This window comes from Plantactinospora sp. CA-290183 (genome assembly GCF_050936375.1).
GTDB lineage: Bacteria > Actinomycetota > Actinomycetes > Mycobacteriales > Micromonosporaceae > Plantactinospora.
Genome location: NZ_JBNJMX010000004.1, coordinates 171,400 through 190,465, shown reverse-complemented (window position 1 = coordinate 190,465; position 19,066 = coordinate 171,400). Strand labels below are relative to the sequence as shown.

The following is a 19,066-nucleotide window of genomic DNA, read 5'->3' as shown; positions in this document are numbered from 1 at the left end:
GGCCAGGGAGGGGTCGGTGGGCCGTGGCGGCGCCGCCCACCGGATCGGCGCCACCGGCCAGGGGCGGTGCCCGTCGGCGCGACGCCGGCGGGCTGGCAGGATTGCCGTGTGGCTGAGCCGACCTGGACCGTGCTGGTGCCGGTCAAGCGCCTCGATGCCGCCAAGAGCCGGCTGCGCGGAGCGGCCGACGGGGTGCCGCACGAACGGCTCGCCCTGGCCCTGGCGGAGGACACCGTCGGCGCGGTGCTCGGCTGCGCGCCGGTGCGCGAGGTGCTGGTCGTCACCGGCGACCGGACCGCCGCCCGGGTGCTGGGCGGGCTCGGCGCCCGGATCGTCGCGGAACCGCCCGGCGGCGGGCTCAACGCCGCGTTCGACCGGGGTGCCGCGCTGGCCGCCGAGGGCTGGGTCGCCGCCCTCACCGCGGACCTGCCGGCCCTGCGCGCCACCGACCTGACCGGCGCGCTGCGGGCCGCGGCGGCCGGCCCGCCCGGCGTACGACACTTCGTCGCCGACGCCCCGGGCAGCGGCACGGTCCTGCTCACCGCCGGCCCCGGGGTGCCGCTGGATCCGCGCTTCGGCGGGGACTCGGCGGCGGCGCACGCGGCGTCCGGAGCCCGCCCGCTGACCGGCGACTGGCCGACGCTGCGCCGCGACGTCGACACCCCGGCGGATCTGCGGGCCGCCGCGGCGTACGGACTCGGACCGCGTACCACGGCGCTGGCCCGGTGGGCCGTGACCGCCGCCGTGCAGCGCTGACCCCGGATCGGCGGGTACGGTGCTGGCATGCAGGGCACGGTGGCCACCTATGACCCGCGGACCCGGACCGGCACGCTGCTGCTGGACGACGGCACCAGCGTCGCCTTCCCGTCCGCCGCGTTCGACGCCTCCGGGCTGCGCCTGCTCCGGCTCGGTCAGCGGGTCCGCCTGGAACACGATTCCGCCGGTGAACTCGTCCGGATCACCCTGCCGACCTTCACGTGATCACGTCGACGCGGGGCGCCGTCCGTCCTGACGCGGGATCTGCCTTTTTACCCGCATCCGGGCCGACTTGGGGTGATCCGGTGGGGGCAAGTTCATTTTCCGTTCACCATCGCCGGGGAATGATTGGGACGTGAGTACCCCGCCGGCCCGCCGCCCCCCGTCCGCACGTCGCGCGTCCTCCACGCAGCCGGGAGGACCCGTCCCGCAGGCTGATGCCGATCCCACCGAGGTCCCACGGCCCGCCCGGTCCCGCAGGGCCACCGCCCGTTCGGCCCCGTCCCCCGAGCCGGCCGCGGTCCCCGACCAGGCCCCCGACAGCGGGCCGGACGCCGGAGACGGCCCGGATCGGCAGGTCGGGCCGGACGCCGGTGTGACGTCGGTCTCGCCGGAGAACGGAAGCGTCCCGGCACCGCCCCCCGGCCGAAGCGGCCAACCGCCGTTCACCGGGACCGGTCCGCCCCCGACCGGCGGGGACGGGCGGCCCTCCCGCGAGCCGGCCGAGCCGCTGCCGCCGGACCGCTTCCTCAACCGGGAGCTGTCCTGGCTGGATTTCAACGCCCGGGTGCTGGCCCTGGCCGAGGACCCGGCCACCCCGCTGCTGGAACGGGCCAAGTTCCTGGCCATCTTCGCCAACAACCTCGACGAGTTCTACATGGTCCGGGTCGCCGGTATGAAGCGGCGGTTGCAGGCCGGGCTGCCGGTGCGGGGCGGCAACCAGATGCCGCTGCGGCTCCAGCTCGAGCTCGTCTCGCAGACCGCGGCGCAGCTCGTCGCCCGGCACGCCGCGTGCTTCGTCGACGAGGTGATGCCCAAGCTGGCCGCCGAAGACATCGGTCTGGTGCACTGGGACGACCTGCCGACCCCGGAGCGGCAGCGGCTGGACAGCTACTTCCGGGACCAGATCTTCCCGGTGCTCACCCCGCTCGCGGTCGACCCGGCACACCCGTTCCCGTACATCTCCAACCGGTCGCTCAACCTCGCGGTCTCCGTACGGGACCCGGGCGGCGGGCCGGAACTCTTCGCCCGGGTCAAGGTGCCCAACAACGTCCCCCGGTTCGTACGCGTCGCCCGGGACGCCCCCGGCATGCGGTTCCTGCCGGTGGAGGACCTGATCGCCGCCCACCTCGACCAGCTCTTCCCCGGCATGCAGGTGGTCGAGTGCCACCTGTTCCGGGTGACCCGCAACGCCGAGGTGGAGGTCGACGAGGACCGGGACGAGGATCTGCTCCAGGCCCTCGAACGGGAGCTGGCCCGGCGCCGCTTCGGCCCGCCGGTACGCCTGGAGGTGGCCGCCTCGGTCACCGACCACGTGCTCGACCTGCTGGTCCGGGAACTCGACATGGACAGCCAGGACGTGCTGCGGGTGCCGGGGCTGCTCGACCTGTCGTCGCTGTGGCAGGTCTACAACGAGTGCGACCGGCCCGACCTGAAGGACCCGCCGTTCGTGCCGGCCACCCATCCCCGGCTGGTCGAGGGCGAGGTGCCACGCAGCGTCTTCGCCACCCTGCGCGACGGGGACGTCCTGGTGCACCATCCGTACCACTCGTTCGCGACGAGCGTGCAGCGGTTCATCGAGCAGGCGGCCGCCGACCCGGCCGTACTGGCCATCAAGCAGACGCTCTACCGCACCAGCGGGGACTCCCCGATCGTGGACGCGCTGATCGACGCCGCCGCCGCGGGCAAGCAGGTGGTGGTGCTGGTCGAGGTCAAGGCCCGCTTCGACGAGGTGGCGAACATCGGCTGGGCCCGGATGCTGGAGCGGGCCGGCTGCCACGTGGTCTACGGGCTGGTCGGGCTCAAGACGCACTGCAAGACGGCACTGGTGGTCCGGCAGGAGGGCAACCAGATCCGGCGCTACTGCCACATCGGCACCGGCAACTACCACCCGAAGACCGCCCGGCTCTACGAGGACTTCGGCATGCTCACCGCCGACCCGGAGGTGGGTGCCGACCTCACGGACCTGTTCAACGTGCTGACCGGCTACAGCCGGCAGACGGCGTACCGGCGGCTGCTGGTGGCGCCGCAGGGCATCCGCAGCGGGCTCGTCGAACGCATCGAGCGGGAGATCGAGCACGTCCGGCAGGGCCGTCCGGGGCTGGTCCAGTTCAAGGTCAACGCTCTGGTGGACGAGGCGATCGTGGACGCGCTCTACCGCGCCTCCCTGGCCGGGGTCCGGGTCGACCTGCTCATCCGGGGCATGTGCACGCTGCGGCCCGGCGTACGGGGCCTGTCGGAGAACATCCGGGTGCGCTCGATCCTGGGCCGGTTCCTGGAGCACTCCCGGGCCTTCCGGTTCGGCAACGGCGCGGTGGGCGAGGCGGCCGGGGCCGAGGTCCGGCACGACGCCGGCGAGTTCTGGATCGGCTCGGCCGACCTGATGCACCGCAACCTCGACCGGCGGGTGGAGGCCCTGGTGCAGGTCACCAGTCCGGTCGCCCGCGCCGAGCTGGGCGGGCTGATGACGACCGCGATGGGCGAGGAGGTGGAGGCGTTCGAGCTGGCCGGGGACGGCCGCTGGACGCGTCGGGCCGGTCGCCCGGGGACACCGCTGACGCATCTGCAGGACGCGTTGCTGGGCCGCGTCGCCGGAGCCGCAAAGTGAGCGCGGGTGGTGCCCCCGTGGAGGAGGAGCGCAAGTACGAGGTCGGCGCCGACTTCGCCCTGCCCGACCTCTCCGCCGCCGTACCGCCGGGTGGGCGGGTGTGCGAGCTGCCCGAGCTGACCCTCACCGCGACCTACCTCGACACCGCGGACCTGCGGCTGGCCCGGGCCGGGGTGTCGCTGCGCCACCGTCGGGGCGACGACCTGCCGTGGACGGTCAAACTTCCGGCCGACTCCCCCGGCGTACGGCACGAGATCTCCCGCCCGGGGCGACGCAAGAGCCCACCGGCCGACCTGGTCGAGCTGGTCGCGGTCTTCGCCCGGGGCGCCGACCTGGTGCCGGCGGCGGTGGTCCGGACGGTTCGGCGCCGCCACGAGGTGCGGGACGACGCCGACCGGGTGCTGGTGGAGGTCGCCGACGACGCGGTGTCGGTGCTGGACGGCAAGCGGGTCCGGGCGACGTTCCGGGAGATCGAGGTGGAGCGCAAGGCCGGCGACGGGGCCCTGCTCGACGCGGTCGAGGCCCGGCTGACCGAGGCCGGCGCGGTGGCCGGCGAGTTCGTCCCCAAGCACGTCCGGGCGCTCGGCCCGGCCGCCGCCGGGGCGCCGGACCTGGTCCCGCCCGGTGACCTGCCCGAGCAACCCAGTGCCGGGGACGTGGTGACCGCCGCGATCCGCCGGGGCGTGGCGCGGCTGGTCGCGCACGACCCGCTGGTCCGGCTGCGCGCGCCGGTCGGCGACGACGACACCGCCGTGCACCAGATGCGGGTCGCCTGCCGCCGGCTCCGCAGCGACCTGCGGACCTTCGGACCGTTGGTACGCAAGGACTGGGCCCGGCCGCTGCGCGACGAGCTGAAGTGGCTCGCCGCGGTACTCGGCGGGGCCCGCGACGCGGAGGTGCTGCGGGACCGGCTGCGGCGTACCGCGAACGCCGACCCGGTCAGTCCGGTGGACCCGGCGGCGGTGGACCGGATCGACCGGGTACTCGCCGACCGGCAGGCGGCGGCGCTGGCCGCGGTGGACGAGGCGCTCCGCACGGAGCGCTACCTGGCCCTGGTCGAGGGGTTGGTGGACGCGGCCCGGGCGCCCCGGCTGACCGGCCGGGCCGACGGGCCCGCCACCGAGGTGCTGCCCCGGCTGGTGGCCCGGCCGTGGCACCGGCTGACCGACGGCGAGGAGGGCGCGGACGGTGCCGCCGATCTCGACCCGGACGCACCGGACGAGCGGTGGCACGCGGTACGGATCAACGGCAAGCGCGCCCGGTACGCGGTGGACGCCGTCGCCCCGGTGGTCGGCGGCGGCGCGCCGAAGCTGGCCCGTGCGCTGGGCAAGGTGCAGAACCTGCTCGGCGAGCACCAGGACGCGGCGGTCGCCGCGCAGACCTGGTTGGCGATCGCCGCGCAGCGGCCGTCCGACCACGAGCTGGCGGTGACCGCCGGGCGGCTCGTCGAGCGGGAGCGGGCGAGCATCCGCGCCGTCCGGGCCGCGTTCCCGGACACCTGGGGCAGGGCGGCGCGGGGCCGCCGGGTGGCATGGCTGCGGTGAAACCGGTCCGGGCCGCCGGCGGGGTGGTCTGGCGTCCCTCCGGCTCCGGGATAGAGGTCTGCCTGGTGCACCGGCCCCGCTACGACGACTGGTCGCTGCCGAAGGGAAAGCTCGACCCGGGCGAGCATCCGCTGACCGCCGCCGTACGCGAGGTCGCCGAGGAGGCCGACGTACGCGCCGTGCCGCAGGTACGGCTCCCGCCGGTGCACTACGCGATGCGTGACGGCACCCCGAAGGTGGTGCAGTTCTGGTCCATGCGGGCGAACGGCGCCGGCGGGTTCCAGCCGGAGACCGAGGTCGACAACGTGCGCTGGCTGCCGGTCGAGCAGGCTCTCCGGTTGGTCAGCTACGAGCACGACGTCCGGGTGCTCCACGACTTCGCGGCGCTGCCGCCGGTCACCGCCGTGCTGGGCCTGGTCCGGCATGCCCACGCGGGCAAGCGGGGCACCTGGTCGGGCCCGGACACCGCCCGGCCGTTGGAGGCCGCCGGCTGGGCCGAGGCGCGTGCCCTGGCCGGCCTGCTCGCCCCCATCCGTCCGGTACGGCTGCTGTCGGCCGCGCCCCGGCGGTGCGTACAGACGCTGCAGCCGCTCGCCGAACTGCTCGACGAGCGGATCGAGGTCGACTCCGCCTTCGACGAACCGCTGCCGGGACAGGACGCCGAGGAGAACGTACTGGCCGCCGCCGGACGGCTGCTCGAACTGGCCCTGGACGCCACGTCGGCGGCGGTCTGCAGTCAGGGCAAGGTCATTCCGGGGGCACTCGCCCGGCTGGCGGCTTCGGGACTTCCCGCCCGATCGGCGGATCGCAACGGCCGGTCCGGCGCATCGGCTCCGCCGCGGTCGGCCGACGATTACCGTACGGGTAAGGGCTCCGGCTGGCTGCTCGCCTTTGCCGGCGGGCGGTTGGTCGCCGTCGACCGGTTGGTCGGCACCGACCGGCGCGCCGCCGAGCCCGGCTGATCCGCGCTCCGGGCCCGGTGCCCGGAGCACCCCGGACAGCACGAAGGGCGCCCCCCGAAGGATCGGTGGACGCCCTCGCGGTGCTCCGGTCAGCGCCGGGTGGCCTTCTTGGCCGGCGCCTTCTTGGCCGTGGACTTCTTGGTCGCGGTGGCCCGGGTGGCCGTGCTCTTGGCGGCCGTCTTCTTCGCCGCCGCCGTCTTCGTGGCGGTGGCGCCCGTCGTCTTCTTGGCGGTGGACTTCTTCGCCGGTGCCGCCTTCTTGGTCCCGGTTGCCTTGGTCCCGGCGGCCTTGGTGGTGGTCGCCTTGGCGGTGGTGCCCTTGGCGGGCGCCGCCTTCTTGGTCCCCGCCGTCTTCTTGGCCGTGGTGGCCTTCGCCGTGGTCGTGGTCTTCTTCGCCGCGACCGTGTTCTTCGGGGCCCGGCCGCTGGCGACCATCTCCTTGAACCCGGCTCCCGGCCGGAAGGCCGGAACGGATGTCTTCTTCACCTTCACCGACTCGCCGGTGCGAGGGTTGCGGGCTGTTCGAGCGCCACGTACGCGCTTTTCGAACACTCCGAAACCCGTGATGGCCACCCGGTCGCCCTTGGTGACCGCTGCCTGAACCTCCGCGAGGACCGCGTCGAGCGCCGACGTCGCAGCCTTCCGGTCACCCAGACGAGCAGCGAGAGCCTCGATGAGCTCGGCCTTGTTCACGACTTCCCTCCCAATGTGCAACTGGACTCAACGCGAGCCATTCTGCGCGCACGGTATGCCCTGTGCCACCGGGACACAAACATCTGCTCGAAAAAACCCATTGTGTCGCAACGGATTCGCCCCCGCCGGGCGAACCGGCGGGGGCGAAATCGGCTGTGCGGAGGGCGTTCGGGCTATGCCACGACGGGCCGGAAGGGTGATCGTCGCGCCTCGTACGCGGTGATGTCGGCCTCGTGCCGGAGGGTCAGTCCAATGTCGTCCAAGCCCTCCATCAGCCGCCACCGGCTGAAGTCGTCCAGGGGGAAGGACCAGGTGTCCTCGCCGGCCCGGACCTCCCGCGCGGCCAGGTCGACGGTGATCCGGGTGGTCGGGTCGGACTCCACGAGATCCCAGAGAACCTCGACGGCCTTCAATTCCAGCTCGACCGGGAGGAGCCCTTCCTTGAGTGCGTTCCCCCGGAAGATGTCACCGAAGCGGGGGGCGATGACGGCCCGGAAGCCCCAGTCCCGAAGGGCCCAGACGGCGTGCTCCCGGGAGGAGCCCGTGCCGAACTCGGGACCGGCCAGGAGAATCGACGCGCCGGAATATGAAGAATCGTTGAGAACGAATGCGGGGTCCTCCCGCCAGGCGTTGAACAGACCGTCGGCGAAGCCCGTCCGGGTCACCCGCTTGAGGTACACGGCGGGGATGATCTGATCGGTATCCACGTTGGACCGGCGCAGCGGAACGGCCGTGCCGGCGTGCACGGTGAACTTGTCCATGTCGGGTCAGCCCCTTTACAGATCGGCGGGGGCGGCCAGCCGGCCGACCACGGCGGTGGCGGCGGCGACCGGTGGCGAGACCAGGTGGGTACGCCCACCGCGGCCCTGCCGGCCCTCGAAGTTGCGGTTGGAGGTCGAGGCCGAGCGCTGGCCCGGCTTCAGGGTGTCCGGGTTCATCCCGAGACACATCGAGCAGCCGGCAAACCGCCACTCCGCCCCGGCCTCGGTGAAGACCCGGTCCAGGCCCTCGTGCTCGGCCGCCTCGCGCACCGCCGCCGAGCCGGGTACGACGAGCATGCGCACGCCGTCGGCGACCCGGTGCCCCCGCAGCACGTCGGCCGCGGCGCGCAGGTCCTCCAGGCGCCCGTTGGTGCAGGAGCCGACGAAGACCACGTCGACCGGTACGTCCCGCAGCCGGGTGCCGGGCTTGAGGTCCATGTACTCCAGGGCCCGGTGCGCGGCGGTCCGCTCCGCCTCGCTGACGAACTCCTCCGGGTCCGGCACCGCCGCGTTGAGCGCCGCGCCCTGCCCGGGGTTGGTGCCCCAGGTGACGAACGGGGTGATCCGGCTGGCGTCCAGCACCACCTCGGTGTCGAAGGTCGCGTCGGGGTCGGTCGGCAGCGAGCGCCAGTACTCCACCGCGGCGTCCCAGTCCGCGCCCTTCGGCGCGTGGGCGCGGTCCTTGAGGTAGGCGAACGTCGTCTCGTCCGGCGCGATCATGCCGGCCTTGGCGCCCCACTCGATGGACATGTTGGCGATGGTCATCCGGGCCTCCATGGAGAGCCCGCTGATCGCCTCGCCCCGGTATTCCACGATGTGGCCGCGCCCGCCGCCGGTGCCCACCTGGGCGATCAGGGCCAGGATCAGGTCCTTGGCGGTGACCCCCGGCGCCAGCTCGCCGATGACGGTGACCGCCATCGTCTTCGGCCGGATCTGCGGCAGGGTCTGCGTGGCCAGGACGTGTTCGACCTCACTGGTGCCGATGCCGAAGGCCAGTGCCCCGAACGCGCCGTGGGTCGCGGTGTGCGAGTCGCCGCAGACGATCGTCAGGCCCGGCTGGGTCAGCCCGAGCTGGGGGCCGATCACGTGCACGATGCCCTGGTTGTCGTCGCCGAGCGGGTGCAGCCGCAGGCCGAACTCCGCGCAGTTGCGGCGCAGCGTCTCGATCTGGGTGCGCGACGTGGGGTCGGCGATGGTGAGCAGGTCACCCCGCCGGGACCGGAAACTGGGGTCGTCGTACCCGGTCGGCGTGTTGTGGTCCTCGGTCGCGAGCGTGAGGTCGGGCCGGCGGACCGGGCGACCGGCCAGACGCAGGCCGTCGAAGGCCTGCGGGCTGGTCACCTCGTGTAGCAGGTGCAGGTCGATGTAGAGCAGATCCGGCTCACCGTCAGCGGATCGCACCACGTGAGCATCCCAGACCTTCTCGGCCAGGGTCCTGGGCGAGGACGGCTCTGGAGTGACTCCCACCATCTGGACATCCTAAATTCTGGGAGGTAGGTTTCGGCTTGTGGGACACAGTATGAGCGGTGTCGGCGTTCTCGACAAGGCGGTCGTCATCCTCGCGGCCTGCGTCGACGGCGCCAGTCTGGCCGAGCTCGTCGATCGCACCAAGCTGCCCAGGGCCACCGCGCACCGCCTGGCGCAGGCCCTGGAGATCCACCGGATGCTGGTCCGGGACACCCAGGGGCGGTGGCGGCCGGGACCGCGCCTCGGCGAGCTCGCCAATGCCGCTCCCGACGTCCTGCTCACCGCCGCCGAGCCACTGCTCGCCGCGCTGCGCGACGCGACCGGGGAGAGCGCCCAGCTCTACCTGCGCCGGGCGGACGAGCGCATCTGCGTGGCCGCCGCCGAGCGGGCCAGCGGGCTGCGGGACACCGTGCCGGTCGGCTCGGTCCTGCCGATGACGGCCGGCTCCGCGGCACAGATCCTGCTCGCCTGGGAGCCGCCCGAGGCGGTCATGCCGCTGCTGCCCCGCTGCAAGTTCACCGGCCGCACCCTCGCCGAGGTACGGCGGCGCGGCTGGGCGCAGAGCGTCGCCGAGCGGGAGCCGGGGGTGGCGAGCGTCTCGGCCCCGATCCGGGACCGCACCGGTCGGGTGATCGCGTCGGTCAGCATCTCCGGCCCGATCGAGCGGCTGGGCCGGCGGCCCGGGGACCGGCACGCGATGGCGGTGGTCCGGGCGGGACAGCGGCTCAGCGGCCTGTGAGGAGGGGTCCGGGGCAGCACACACCCCGGGCCCGTCACGCGTCGGGCGGGCGGCGGCCGGATCTGCCGGTTTCCGCCATCCGCCCCGGTCCGATATGTGATGCTCGACGGTAGAGCGACCGCCCGACCAGCGGTGTGGGCCACAACGACAACGGCCCGCGCCACCAGTAGTGACGCGGGCCGTCAAAAGTAGCCCCGACCGGATTCGAACCGGCGCTACCGCCTTGAGAGGGCGGCGTCCTAGGCCGCTAGACGACGGGGCCAGGACTCGCTTTCTTGTTGACCTTGCGGCCAACGCTGCTGAACTCTACCAGAGACCAGCAACCGATATCCTTGCGGGACATCGGTGGCTGGGGTACCAGGACTCGAACCTAGACTAACTGAACCAGAATCAGTCGGGCTGCCAATTACCCCATACCCCATCGGTGCTTGCCGCACCGAAAGCGAACTTTACCGGACCCGGTGGTGGAGACCAAATCGGGTCCGGTACCCGTACGCGCACCCGCGCGGACGCCCCGGCTCAGTCCAGCGAGACCACCGGGTTCGACAGTTCGCCGATCCCCTCGATGCGCACCAGGGCGGTATCCCCGTCGGTGAGCTGGCTAACCCCGGCCGGCGTACCGGTCAGGACCACGTCACCCGGGAGCAGCGTCATGACGTGTGAGATGTAGGACACCAGGGTCGGCACGTCGAAGACCATGTCCCGGGTCCGGCCGAGCTGGCGTACCTCCATCTCGTCCGGACCGCGACCGACCTCGCAGCGCACCTCCAGGTCCGAGACGTCCAGCCCGGTGGAGATCCAGGGCCCGATCGGGCAGAACGAGTCGAAGCCCTTGGCCCGGGTCCACTGGCCGTCCGCGCGTTGCAGGTCCCGCGCCGTCACGTCGTTGGCGCAGGTGTAGCCGAAGACGGCCCGCGCGGCGGCGGCCCGGTCGGCCCGCCGTGCCCCGGGTGGGCCGATCACCACCGCCAGCTCGGCCTCGTGCTCCACCTGCTTGGACTGGGCCGGCAGCCGGATCGCGTCCCGGGGGCCGATCACCGAGGTGGACGGCTTGAGGAAGAGCAGCGGCTCGGCCGGCACCTCGTTGCCGAGCTCACTGGCGTGCTCGGCGTAGTTGCGGCCGACGCAGACCACCTTGCTGGGCAGGATCGGGGAGAGCAGCCGGACGTCGGCCAGCGCCCACCGGGCGGTGGTGAACCGGATCTCGCCGAACGGATGGCCCTCGATCTCGGCCACCGTCAGCCCCTCCGGGCCGGCGCCGGGATCACCCTCGACCACGCCGAACGACATTCCCTTTGCATGAGCGAAACGAGCGATACGCACGTCGCCAATGTAGCCGCACCCACCGGTCGCCCGGCGCACCCGGCCGGCGAGGGCGGCCGGCGACGGTTGCCGGGCGGCGCACGATACTCCAGGCCCACGGCGGGGTCAGCGGTTCGTCCCTTCCCCGTCGGGTGACCGGCGGGCCGGCCTAGCGTCGGTTCGGGAGGTCTCTGGGATGCCTGCAACGACCCGACTTCGACCGGTAGGGGCAGCCATCGCGGGTTGCCTGTTGGCGACGGCGGCACCCGCCGCCGGCGCGGCGAGCGCCGCCGCACCGTCGGCCACCTCGGCCCCGTCCGCCACCGCCGCCCCGCCCATCACGGTCGCGATGACCGCCTCCGGCAGCACGCCACCGAACTACCAGATCCGGGTACGCAACGACACCGACGGCACCGTGAAGACGACGGTCCGGCAGGACCTGCCCCCGGGTGCCCGGGTGATGCTGGTCAGCCAGGGCGGCCAGGCGGTCGGCGGACAACCGGGACAACCGGGTACGGAGATCGCCTGGCAGGTGCAGTTGGGGCCCCGGACCACGGCGCTGCTCACCAGCACCCTCGGCCCGCCGGGCAACGGTGCCGACATCACCGCTCCGGCCTGCGCCTACGTCGCCAACGGCACGGTCCCGTACGACTGCGCGACGGCCACCTGGAACGCCACCAACGCCGGCGCGGGCGCGGGCGGCGGCACCTCGGTGCGGGCCGAACCGGGTCCGTCGCTCCCCTGGTGGCGCCGGAGTACCGTGCTGGGCGCGCTGGCGGCGGTCCTGGTGCTGCTGGCCGCCGCCGCATACCTGACCTGGCGACGGCGCGGACGGCGCCGGGGCGCGGCCGGCAGGGCCAACACGGGGCCCGCCGGCGCCCCCGCCGGCCCCCGCGCCACCGGGGACGGCCGCACCATCCGGCGGTCGGGCAATCCGATCGCCCGGGCCACCGCCCGGGTACGCGGCAACGCCAAGATCCCGGTGCCGGCGAGCATCCGGCGCGCCACCGGGCACGTCCCGGGCACCGCCCACGCCACCCGGGAGGACGCGCGGCCCCACGCCGGGAGCCGGGCACCCGGCGACGCCCCGGCCGCCGGCAACACCCGCGCGGGCGCGGACGCCCCGGCCCGCGACGACGGACTGCTCGGCGACGGCGGCCTGGTGGACGACATCGGGACGGCCGGGCCCGGTGGGCTGGTCGGGATCGCCGGCGGGGCCCGGTACGTCGGTCGCGCCCCGCTGCCGCCCCGCACGCCCGCACCCCGGCGGCAGGGCTCGGCACCGCCGGACGACGGGTCGACGCAGGCCACCGGCACCCAGCCGGTCGTACCGGCGGTCGACCCCTCGTCCCGGTTCGTCGGCCGGGCCCGGCGGCTGCCCGGGGTGGCCATCCGGGGCATCCGGCGGGCCCGCCCGCCCGCGTGGCTGGCGGTCGGGCTCGCCAGCGTGCTGGCGGTCGCCGTACTGGCCGGCACGAGTTGGACGGCGTCCACCCGGATGAGCGCCATCAGCAGCGGCCGGCAGCCGTCCAGTGGCGCCTGGGTGGGCCGGACGGCGGCCGGACCGGTGGGCATCTCGCTGCGGGAGAGCGCGTTCGAGTTCACCGTGTACCGGCTGACCTGTCCGCCGGGACCGCAGGGCTGCCGGGCCATCGTCGGGATGCGCAACCTCACCGACCGCAGCCAGCAGTGGTACGGCACCCTGCAACGGGCGTACCTGCCCAACGGTGACTGGGTGAGCGCGGACGTACCCGCCACCCAGGTGGCGAACGCCGGGAAGGACCCGTTCGCCGACCCGGTGCCGGCCGGCCAACGGATGATCTTCCCGTTGGTCTTCGCCCCGGCCGGCGCGGCGGCACCGACCCGGATCGAGCTGCGCAGCGCGGTCTTCTCCGCCGGGGTCAGCGTGCCGGTGCCGCACTAGCCCGGCGGGGTCGGCGTCAACGAACTCGTCATCCGGCCCACCGCGCAGGGCTGAGCGGTCCGGTGGCCGGTGCGCGGTGCGCGCCCCCGCCGGCCGTACCCTGGATCGGTGACCTCGGCCCTCGCTCCCGCCCGCGTGCTCGACGCGACGACCTGGCGGGCCCGGCGGCGGGCCCACGAGGAGCGCGTCGACGGCTGGTTGGCGCCGCACCTGCGCCGCCGGGCCGCCGGGGTGCGCCACCCGGTGGAGGACTTCCTCTTCACCTACTACTCGCACCGTCCGGCCCAGCTGCGTCGCTGGCATCCGGGAGCCGGCGTGGTGCTGCGCGACGCCGACGCGGCCGAGTTCGGCCGCGACTACCGCGCCGAGGCCGCCGGGCTCACCCTCGACACCGAGGCCGTACGGCGGCGTCGCGGCGACTCGGTCGGGTGGATCCGCTCGCTGCTGGCCCGGACGGCGCAGCGGCCGGGACACTTCGGCTGCTTCGGGATGCACGAGTGGGCGATGGTCTACCGGCAGGCCCGGGAGGAGATCCGGCACGACGCCTGGCCGCTGCGGCTCTCCCCCGAGGAGACGGCCCGGACGGTGGAGAACAACCGGATCCGGTGCAGCCACTTCGACGCGTACCGGTTCTTCACCGCGCCGGCCCGGCCGTTGAACCTGCTCGCCCCGACCCGGGAGACGCAGCACGAGAACGAGCAGCCGGGCTGCCTGCACGCCAACATGGACCTCTACAAGTGGGCGTACAAGCTCTCCCCACTGGTGCCGGGCGAACTCGTCGCCGACGCGTTCGCCCTGGCCCGCGACATCCGTACCCTGGACATGCGGGCCAGCCCGTACGACCTGCGCGACCTGGGCCACCCGCCGGTACGGGTCGAGACGCCCGAGGGCCGGGCCGAGTACGCCGCCGCACAGCGGGACTTCGCCGACCGGGCGGCGCCGCTGCGGGCCCGGCTGCTCGCCGCGATCGACGCGGTCGACCCCGGCTGAGCCGAGGCGCGGGTCAGTCCCGCCCGGGCACCGCCATCTCGCCGAGTTCCGACCAGTCGTCCTGGTCGAGGGCGGTGTTCACGATCCGGGGCGTCTCCGCGAGGTACGGCGGAAGGGTCCGCTGGGCGGCCCGGAAGTGCTCCGACCCCACGTGCGCCGCACCGGCGTCACCGTCGCGGAACGCCTCGACGAGCACGTACTCCGTCGGGTCCTCGATGCTGCGGGACCACTCGAACCAGAGGCACCCCGGCTCGGCGCGGGTGGCCCGGGTGAACTCACCGGCGATGTCGGGCCACCGGTCGGCGTACTCCGGCAGGATCCGGAACTTGGCGGCGATGAAGATCATGGCCTGGAGTCTAAAGGAAGGGCCCCTTCTTATCGTTTTCTGCATAGGAAGGGCCCCTTCCTAACACGTCAGATGATGCCGCCGTTGGCCCGCAGCACCTGGCCGTTGACCCAGTGCCCGGCGGGGCTGGCCAGGAAGGCGACCACCTCGGCGATGTCGTCGGGAGTGCCGAGCCGCTCCAGCGGCGGCTGGGCGGCGAGCTGCCTGATCCGCTCCTCGCTGTTGGCCCTGAGCAGGTCGGTGTCGGTGGGGCCGGGGGCGACCGCGTTGACCGTCACGTCCCGGCCGCGCAGCTCGCGGGCCAGCACCAGGGTCATCGCCTCGACCGCGCCCTTGCTGGCCGCGTAGGCGCTGTAGCCGGGGAAGGCCAGGCCGACGACCGAGGAGGAGAAGTTGACGATGGCGCCGCCGGGGCGCAGTCGCCGTACGGCCTGCTGGTCGACGACGAAGGTGCCCCGGATGTTCGTCCGGTGCAGGGCGTCCAGCGCGTCGAGGTCGAGTTCGGCCAGGGGCGCCAGCGGCATCCGGGCGGCCGCGTGCACCACCACGTCGATCCCGCCGTACGCCTGCTCGGCGGTGTCGAAGAGGGCGGCGACCGCGACCTCGTCGGCGACGTCGGCGCGTACCGCGACGGCCCGGCCGCCGGTGGCCTCGACCTCGCGGACCGCCGCCTCGGCCTCCTCGGTGTTGCTGGCGTAGTTGATCACCACGGCGTAGCCGTCGGCGGCCAGCCGGGTGGCGACCCGGCGGCCGATGCCGCGCGAGCCTCCGGTGACGATCGCGGTACGGGTGGCCGGGGTGGTTTCGGTGGTCATTTCCGGTACTCCTTCGAGGGGATGCGGGCGTGCGTTTTCGCCGGTCGTCGACCTGCTCGCGACCGTGGTGGTTCTGCGCCGGGGTGCCCGGCTTCAGGTGGTCGGGTGGTTCGCCAGCCGGGTCAGCCATTCGAGCAGCAGGGCGGTCTCGGCGGCGGAGAGCGGGCTCTGCGGCAGAGCGCGTAGCAGGGCGCCGAGGCTGGCCGCGCGCACCGCGATCTCTCTGTCCGGCTCCCGGGCGCCGCCCGGCCCGTCCGGGGCGATGATCGCGGTGAGGACCGCCTCGCGGACCCGGGTGGAGATCTCCCGGGCGTCGGTGTAGATCGCCGGCCGGGTGATGAGCAGCAGCGCCACCCCGGTGTTGGCCGGCATCACCATCCGGGCGGCCAGTTCCGGGCTGATCCGCAGCCGGCCGGCCGCGGCGCAGCGTTCGAGCACGGCCAGCAGCATCCGGTGCGCCTCGGCCGCCGCGGCGGGCGGGGTGGAGAGCCCGGGCGAGTACATCAGCCGGTAGAAGTTCGGGTTCTCCAGCGCGAAGGCGGTGTGGTTGTCCCAGCCGTCGCGCAGGTCCCGGAGCGGGTCGCCGGAGGGCTTCGCGGCACGCTTCGCGGCGAGGTACTGCTCGAAGCCGAAGTCGACCACCGCCGACAGCAGGCCCTCCTTGTCGCCGAACTGCCGGTAGAGCACCGGGGCACCCACTCCGGCGGCCTCGCAGACCGCCCGGGTCGAGACGTCCGCCTCGGTAGAGCGGGCGAGCAGGTCCGCCGCCGCGTGCAGTATCCGTGTTCTCGTATCCACGTAACGACGATAACACCTCACGCGGAGCGGAGCTACCTCTCAGATGTAATCGTCGTTACGGTCGCCTGCGGGACTAACCTGGCCTGGTGGATCTCACCAAGGCACAGGAGTTGTGGGAGCCGGAGCCGGGCTGGCTGAACACCGCGAGCTACGGACTGCCGCCCCGGCCCGGCTGGGAGGCGCTGCAGGCGGCCCTGGCCCACTGGCGGGTGGGGGGTGACTCCTGGGAGCCGTGGGACGCCTCGACCCACCGCGCCCGCTCCGCCTTCGCTGGCCTGGTCGAGGTGCCGGTGAGCGATGTCGCCCTCGGCGCGACGGTCTCCCAACTCCTCGCCCCGGTCGCGGCGTCGCTGCCGGCCGGCGCCACCGTGGTGGTACCCGAGGTCGAGTTCACCTCCAACCTCTTTCCCTGGCTGGTGCAGGCCGAGCGGGGGGTACGGGTCCGCACCGTGCCGCTGGACCGGCTCGTCGACTCGATCGACTCCGACACCGACCTGGTCGCGTTCAGCCTGGTGCAGTCCGCCGACGGCACGGTTGCGCCGTACGACGAACTGCTGGACGCGGCCGAGGCGCACGATGCGCTGGTGGTGGTCGACGCGACCCAGGCCTGCGGCTGGCTGCCGTTCGAGGCCGGCCGGGCCGACGCGGTGGCGGTGGCGGCGTACAAGTGGTTGATGTCGCCGCGCGGTGCCGCCTTCGGTGTCTACAGTGCCCGGCTGCGGGACCGGATGACCCCGTCGACCGCCAACTGGTACGCCGGGGAGGACCCGCACTCTTCCTACTACGGCCCGCCGTTGCGGCTGGCCGATGACGCCCGCCGGTTCGACCTCTCCCCCGCCTGGTTCTGCTACGTCGGCGCGGCCCCGGCACTGGAGCTGATCACCCAGGTGGGAGTGGCGGCGATCCGGGACCACAACGTGGCGCTCGCCAACCGGTTCCTCCGCGGGCTCGGCCAACCGCCGGGCAACAGCGCCATCGTCAGCGTGGACGTGCCCGGGGCGGCGGAGCGGCTGGCGGCGGCGAAGGTCAGGGCGGCGGTCCGGGCCGGCCGGGTACGCGCCTCGTTCCACGTCTACTCCACCGAGCGGGACGTGGACCTGGCGCTGGACGCCCTGCTCGGCTGAGCCCGCACGGGGGGGTCCCAAGCGACGGGGATGCGGTGCCGCGTGCCGCCCTCAACCGGAAACGCCTGGTCATCCGGCCGGCCGGATGACCAGGTAGGCCGGCGGTGACGACCTGCCCGCGTCGGACCGCACCCCCTAGGCACGACCTGTAGAGCTGGGCGCACGAACGGGGCAGGCGGCGGACGCCGCCAATCCGACGCCGCCAATCCGACGCCGCCAGCCGGACCGCCGACCAGCCCGAGCGGCGGCCAACCCGACCCACGACCAGCCCGAGCGGCAGCCAGCCCGGCGAACCCGACCCACGGCCAACCCGAGCGGCTGCCAACCCGGCCAACCGAACCCACGGCCAACCCGACCCACGGCCAACCCGACCCTCGGCGCCCGCTCGGTGTGCCGGGACCGGTGCTGCTGTGCGGGGGTCAGGCCGCCCGCGCGGCCGTTCAGCCCGAGCGGCGGCCAACCGACCGACGGCAGCCGGCATCAACGGCGCGGGCGACGCAACCGGCATGGACAGCGCGCACGGCACGGTCCGTTCCGCACGGCGTGGGCGCACAGACGGGGCAGCTCTACAGGCGCTCGCGTCCCATGTCGTTGCCCGGCCGCAGTCGCGGGCCGCACGCCCTTGCACGTCGCCGGCCAACGGAGTCGCCGGCCAACGGAGTCGCCGGCCAACGGAGTCGCCGGCCAGCGGATCAGTCCTCGTCGGGCCGGCGCATCCGCTTGATCTGACCCCGCCGCTTCTTCTCGGTGAGCCGTCGCTCCTTGGCCCGCCGGCTCGGTTTGGTCGGTCGGCGGGGCGGCGGGGGCGGGGCGATCGCGTCGGCCAGCAGATTCCCGAGACGGGCCTCGGCGGCCTCCCGGTTGCGCAACTGGGCACGGTGCTCCGACGCCACGATCGTCAGCACCCCGTCCACCAGGCGCCCCGCCAGCCGGTCGAGGGCCCGCGCCTTGAGCCGCTCGGGCAACACCGCCGACCCGGCCACGTCCCAGGAGAGTTCGGCGCGGGAGTCGGTGGTGTTCACGCCCTGCCCTCCCGGACCGCTGGACCGGGAGAACCGCCAGCTCAGTTCGGCGTCCGGGATGACGAGTCCCGGTCGAATCGTCACCGGTGCCATGACCTCAACCCTACGGCTCAGCCGCCCTTCCCGATGATCGTGTCGGCCACCTGCTGAGCCTGCTCGATGGGGATGGCGAAGCCGATCCCGATCGAGCCACTGCCGTCGATGGTGGCGATCGCGGTGTTCACCCCGACCACCTCACCCCGGGCGTTGACCAGCGGGCCGCCGGAGTTGCCCGGGTTGATCGACGCGTCGGTCTGCACCGCCGTGTGCCGGTTGTCGCCGAGCCGTACCTGGCGGTCCAAGGCGCTGATGATGCCGGCGGTCACCGTGCCGGAGAGGCCCAGCGGCGACCCGACCGCCAGCACCGGCTCCCCCACCCGGGTCGCACCCGGCTTGGCCAGCGGCAGCGACGCCAGTCCCACGGACGGCGGCACCCGCAGCACCGCGATGTCGCTGCTGGAGTCCCGCCCCACCACCTGGGCGGCGAACTGCCGTCCGTCCGACGTCTCCACCATCACCGCGCCGCCCGGCTCGCCCCCGCCGCCCCGGGCCACGATATGGTCGTTCGTGACGATGTGGTGCACGTCGTCGATGGCGAAGCCGGAACCGGTCGCGCTCTTGCCGCCGCCCTCGACCATCACCGAGACCACCCCCGGCACCACCTGTGCGGCGGCCGCGACCAGGTCCGGCGGCACGGCGGCGGCGCTCGCCTTCCCCTGCCCGGCCGGCAACTCCCGGCTGGCGACGTAGCCGCCGGCGAGACCGCCGGAGGCGATGGAGAGCGCCACCACCGCGAGTGCGGCGAGCAGCGCGCGACGGCGACGCGACGCCCGGGTCAGGGTCGGCCCGCCCGGTACGCCGAGGACGTCGGGCCTGCCCGCCTCCAGGTCCGGTGAGATGAACCATGGGCCGCGCGGTTCACCCAGTCCGGTCTGCGTTGCCATAGTCCACTCCTCGT

The 19,066-nt window shown here is 73.8% G+C and carries 18 protein-coding genes and 2 tRNA genes; 9 read left to right on the top strand and 11 right to left on the bottom strand.

Going from position 1 to position 19,066, the window contains the following annotated elements; translation table 11 throughout:
* The first annotated feature begins 108 nt into the window (after positions 1 to 108).
* From cofC to ACQEUR_RS11635, 5 genes are all read left to right on the top strand, one after another.
* Positions 109 to 756, top strand: coding sequence for a 2-phospho-L-lactate guanylyltransferase (cofC, locus tag ACQEUR_RS11655; RefSeq protein WP_433029331.1), 648 nt, complete (start codon positions 109 to 111; stop codon positions 754 to 756).
* A 27-nt stretch (positions 757 to 783) separates the two neighbouring features.
* Entirely contained in the window at positions 784 to 981 is a 198-nt protein-coding gene (locus ACQEUR_RS11650) for a cold-shock protein (protein ID WP_433029329.1), read from the top strand.
* A gap of 370 nt (positions 982 to 1,351) precedes the next feature.
* Positions 1,352 to 3,583 (top strand): RNA degradosome polyphosphate kinase, encoded by a 2,232-nt coding sequence (locus tag ACQEUR_RS11645; RefSeq protein ID WP_433029327.1) that lies wholly within the window; start codon positions 1,352 to 1,354, stop codon positions 3,581 to 3,583.
* 17 nt (positions 3,584 to 3,600) lie between these two features.
* Positions 3,601 to 5,127, top strand: coding sequence for a CHAD domain-containing protein (locus ACQEUR_RS11640; protein ID WP_433029325.1), 1,527 nt, complete (start codon positions 3,601 to 3,603; stop codon positions 5,125 to 5,127).
* Positions 5,115 to 6,089 carry an NUDIX hydrolase gene (locus ACQEUR_RS11635; protein ID WP_433029323.1) on the top strand — a complete coding sequence of 325 codons (975 nt, stop codon included), beginning with the start codon at positions 5,115 to 5,117 and terminating at the stop codon, positions 6,087 to 6,089. Before ACQEUR_RS11640 ends, ACQEUR_RS11635 begins: the two co-directional genes overlap by 13 nt.
* Positions 6,090 to 6,178: 89 nt before the next feature.
* Here ACQEUR_RS11635 and ACQEUR_RS11630 read toward each other — a convergent pair whose 3' ends face one another.
* From ACQEUR_RS11630 to leuC, 3 genes are all read right to left on the bottom strand, one after another.
* On the bottom strand, positions 6,179 to 6,781 hold the full coding sequence (locus ACQEUR_RS11630; RefSeq protein ID WP_433029321.1) for an HU family DNA-binding protein: 603 nt from the start codon (positions 6,779 to 6,781) through the stop codon (positions 6,179 to 6,181).
* A 173-nt stretch (positions 6,782 to 6,954) separates the two neighbouring features.
* Positions 6,955 to 7,542 carry a 3-isopropylmalate dehydratase small subunit gene (gene leuD, locus ACQEUR_RS11625; RefSeq protein ID WP_433029319.1) on the bottom strand — a complete coding sequence of 196 codons (588 nt, stop codon included), beginning with the start codon at positions 7,540 to 7,542 and terminating at the stop codon, positions 6,955 to 6,957.
* A gap of 15 nt (positions 7,543 to 7,557) precedes the next feature.
* Entirely contained in the window at positions 7,558 to 9,012 is a 1,455-nt protein-coding gene (gene leuC / locus ACQEUR_RS11620; RefSeq protein WP_433029317.1) for a 3-isopropylmalate dehydratase large subunit, read from the bottom strand.
* Between the two features lie 49 nt (positions 9,013 to 9,061).
* Between leuC and ACQEUR_RS11615 the strand changes: the two genes are divergently transcribed.
* Positions 9,062 to 9,748 (top strand): IclR family transcriptional regulator, encoded by a 687-nt coding sequence (locus ACQEUR_RS11615; RefSeq protein WP_433029315.1) that lies wholly within the window; start codon positions 9,062 to 9,064, stop codon positions 9,746 to 9,748.
* A gap of 189 nt (positions 9,749 to 9,937) precedes the next feature.
* Here ACQEUR_RS11615 and ACQEUR_RS11610 read toward each other — a convergent pair.
* From ACQEUR_RS11610 to ACQEUR_RS11600, 3 genes are all read right to left on the bottom strand, one after another.
* Positions 9,938 to 10,010, bottom strand: a tRNA-Glu gene (locus ACQEUR_RS11610).
* Positions 10,011 to 10,094: 84 nt separating this feature from the next.
* Positions 10,095 to 10,169 (bottom strand) — tRNA-Gln (locus ACQEUR_RS11605).
* Positions 10,170 to 10,267: 98 nt separating this feature from the next.
* Complete coding sequence (locus tag ACQEUR_RS11600; RefSeq protein ID WP_433029313.1) at positions 10,268 to 11,071, bottom strand: fumarylacetoacetate hydrolase family protein; 804 nt, start codon at positions 11,069 to 11,071, stop codon at positions 10,268 to 10,270.
* A 175-nt stretch (positions 11,072 to 11,246) separates the two neighbouring features.
* Here ACQEUR_RS11600 and ACQEUR_RS11595 point away from each other — a divergent pair, with 175 nt between their 5' ends.
* A complete protein-coding gene (locus tag ACQEUR_RS11595; RefSeq protein ID WP_433029311.1) occupies positions 11,247 to 12,974 on the top strand; it encodes a hypothetical protein in 1,728 nt (575 codons plus the stop codon).
* Between the two features lie 108 nt (positions 12,975 to 13,082).
* Positions 13,083 to 13,964 carry a 3-methyladenine DNA glycosylase gene (locus tag ACQEUR_RS11590; RefSeq protein ID WP_433029309.1) on the top strand — a complete coding sequence of 294 codons (882 nt, stop codon included), beginning with the start codon at positions 13,083 to 13,085 and terminating at the stop codon, positions 13,962 to 13,964.
* A gap of 13 nt (positions 13,965 to 13,977) precedes the next feature.
* Here the strand turns inward: ACQEUR_RS11590 and ACQEUR_RS11585 are convergent, their stop codons facing one another.
* The 3 genes from ACQEUR_RS11585 to ACQEUR_RS11575 form a co-directional block, all read right to left on the bottom strand.
* Positions 13,978 to 14,310 (bottom strand): putative quinol monooxygenase, encoded by a 333-nt coding sequence (locus ACQEUR_RS11585; protein ID WP_433029307.1) that lies wholly within the window; start codon positions 14,308 to 14,310, stop codon positions 13,978 to 13,980.
* A 68-nt stretch (positions 14,311 to 14,378) separates the two neighbouring features.
* Positions 14,379 to 15,125, bottom strand: a complete 747-nt coding sequence (locus ACQEUR_RS11580) for an SDR family oxidoreductase (RefSeq protein WP_433029305.1) — start codon at positions 15,123 to 15,125, stop codon at positions 14,379 to 14,381.
* 93 nt (positions 15,126 to 15,218) lie between these two features.
* Positions 15,219 to 15,923: a TetR/AcrR family transcriptional regulator gene (locus tag ACQEUR_RS11575; protein ID WP_433029303.1), complete on the bottom strand. Its 705-nt coding sequence runs from the start codon at positions 15,921 to 15,923 to the stop codon at positions 15,219 to 15,221.
* A gap of 86 nt (positions 15,924 to 16,009) precedes the next feature.
* Between ACQEUR_RS11575 and ACQEUR_RS11570 the strand changes: the two genes are divergently transcribed.
* Positions 16,010 to 17,047, top strand: a complete 1,038-nt coding sequence (locus ACQEUR_RS11570; protein ID WP_433029301.1) for an aminotransferase class V-fold PLP-dependent enzyme — start codon at positions 16,010 to 16,012, stop codon at positions 17,045 to 17,047.
* A 692-nt stretch (positions 17,048 to 17,739) separates the two neighbouring features.
* On the opposite strand, the gene arfB is transcribed toward ACQEUR_RS11570, so the two are convergent.
* Both arfB and ACQEUR_RS11560 read right to left on the bottom strand, forming a co-directional pair.
* Positions 17,740 to 18,162 carry an alternative ribosome rescue aminoacyl-tRNA hydrolase ArfB gene (gene arfB, locus ACQEUR_RS11565; RefSeq protein WP_433029299.1) on the bottom strand — a complete coding sequence of 141 codons (423 nt, stop codon included), beginning with the start codon at positions 18,160 to 18,162 and terminating at the stop codon, positions 17,740 to 17,742.
* 17 nt (positions 18,163 to 18,179) lie between these two features.
* A complete protein-coding gene (locus ACQEUR_RS11560) occupies positions 18,180 to 19,052 on the bottom strand; it encodes a S1C family serine protease (RefSeq protein WP_433029297.1) in 873 nt (290 codons plus the stop codon).
* Positions 19,053 to 19,066 lie beyond the last annotated feature (14 nt).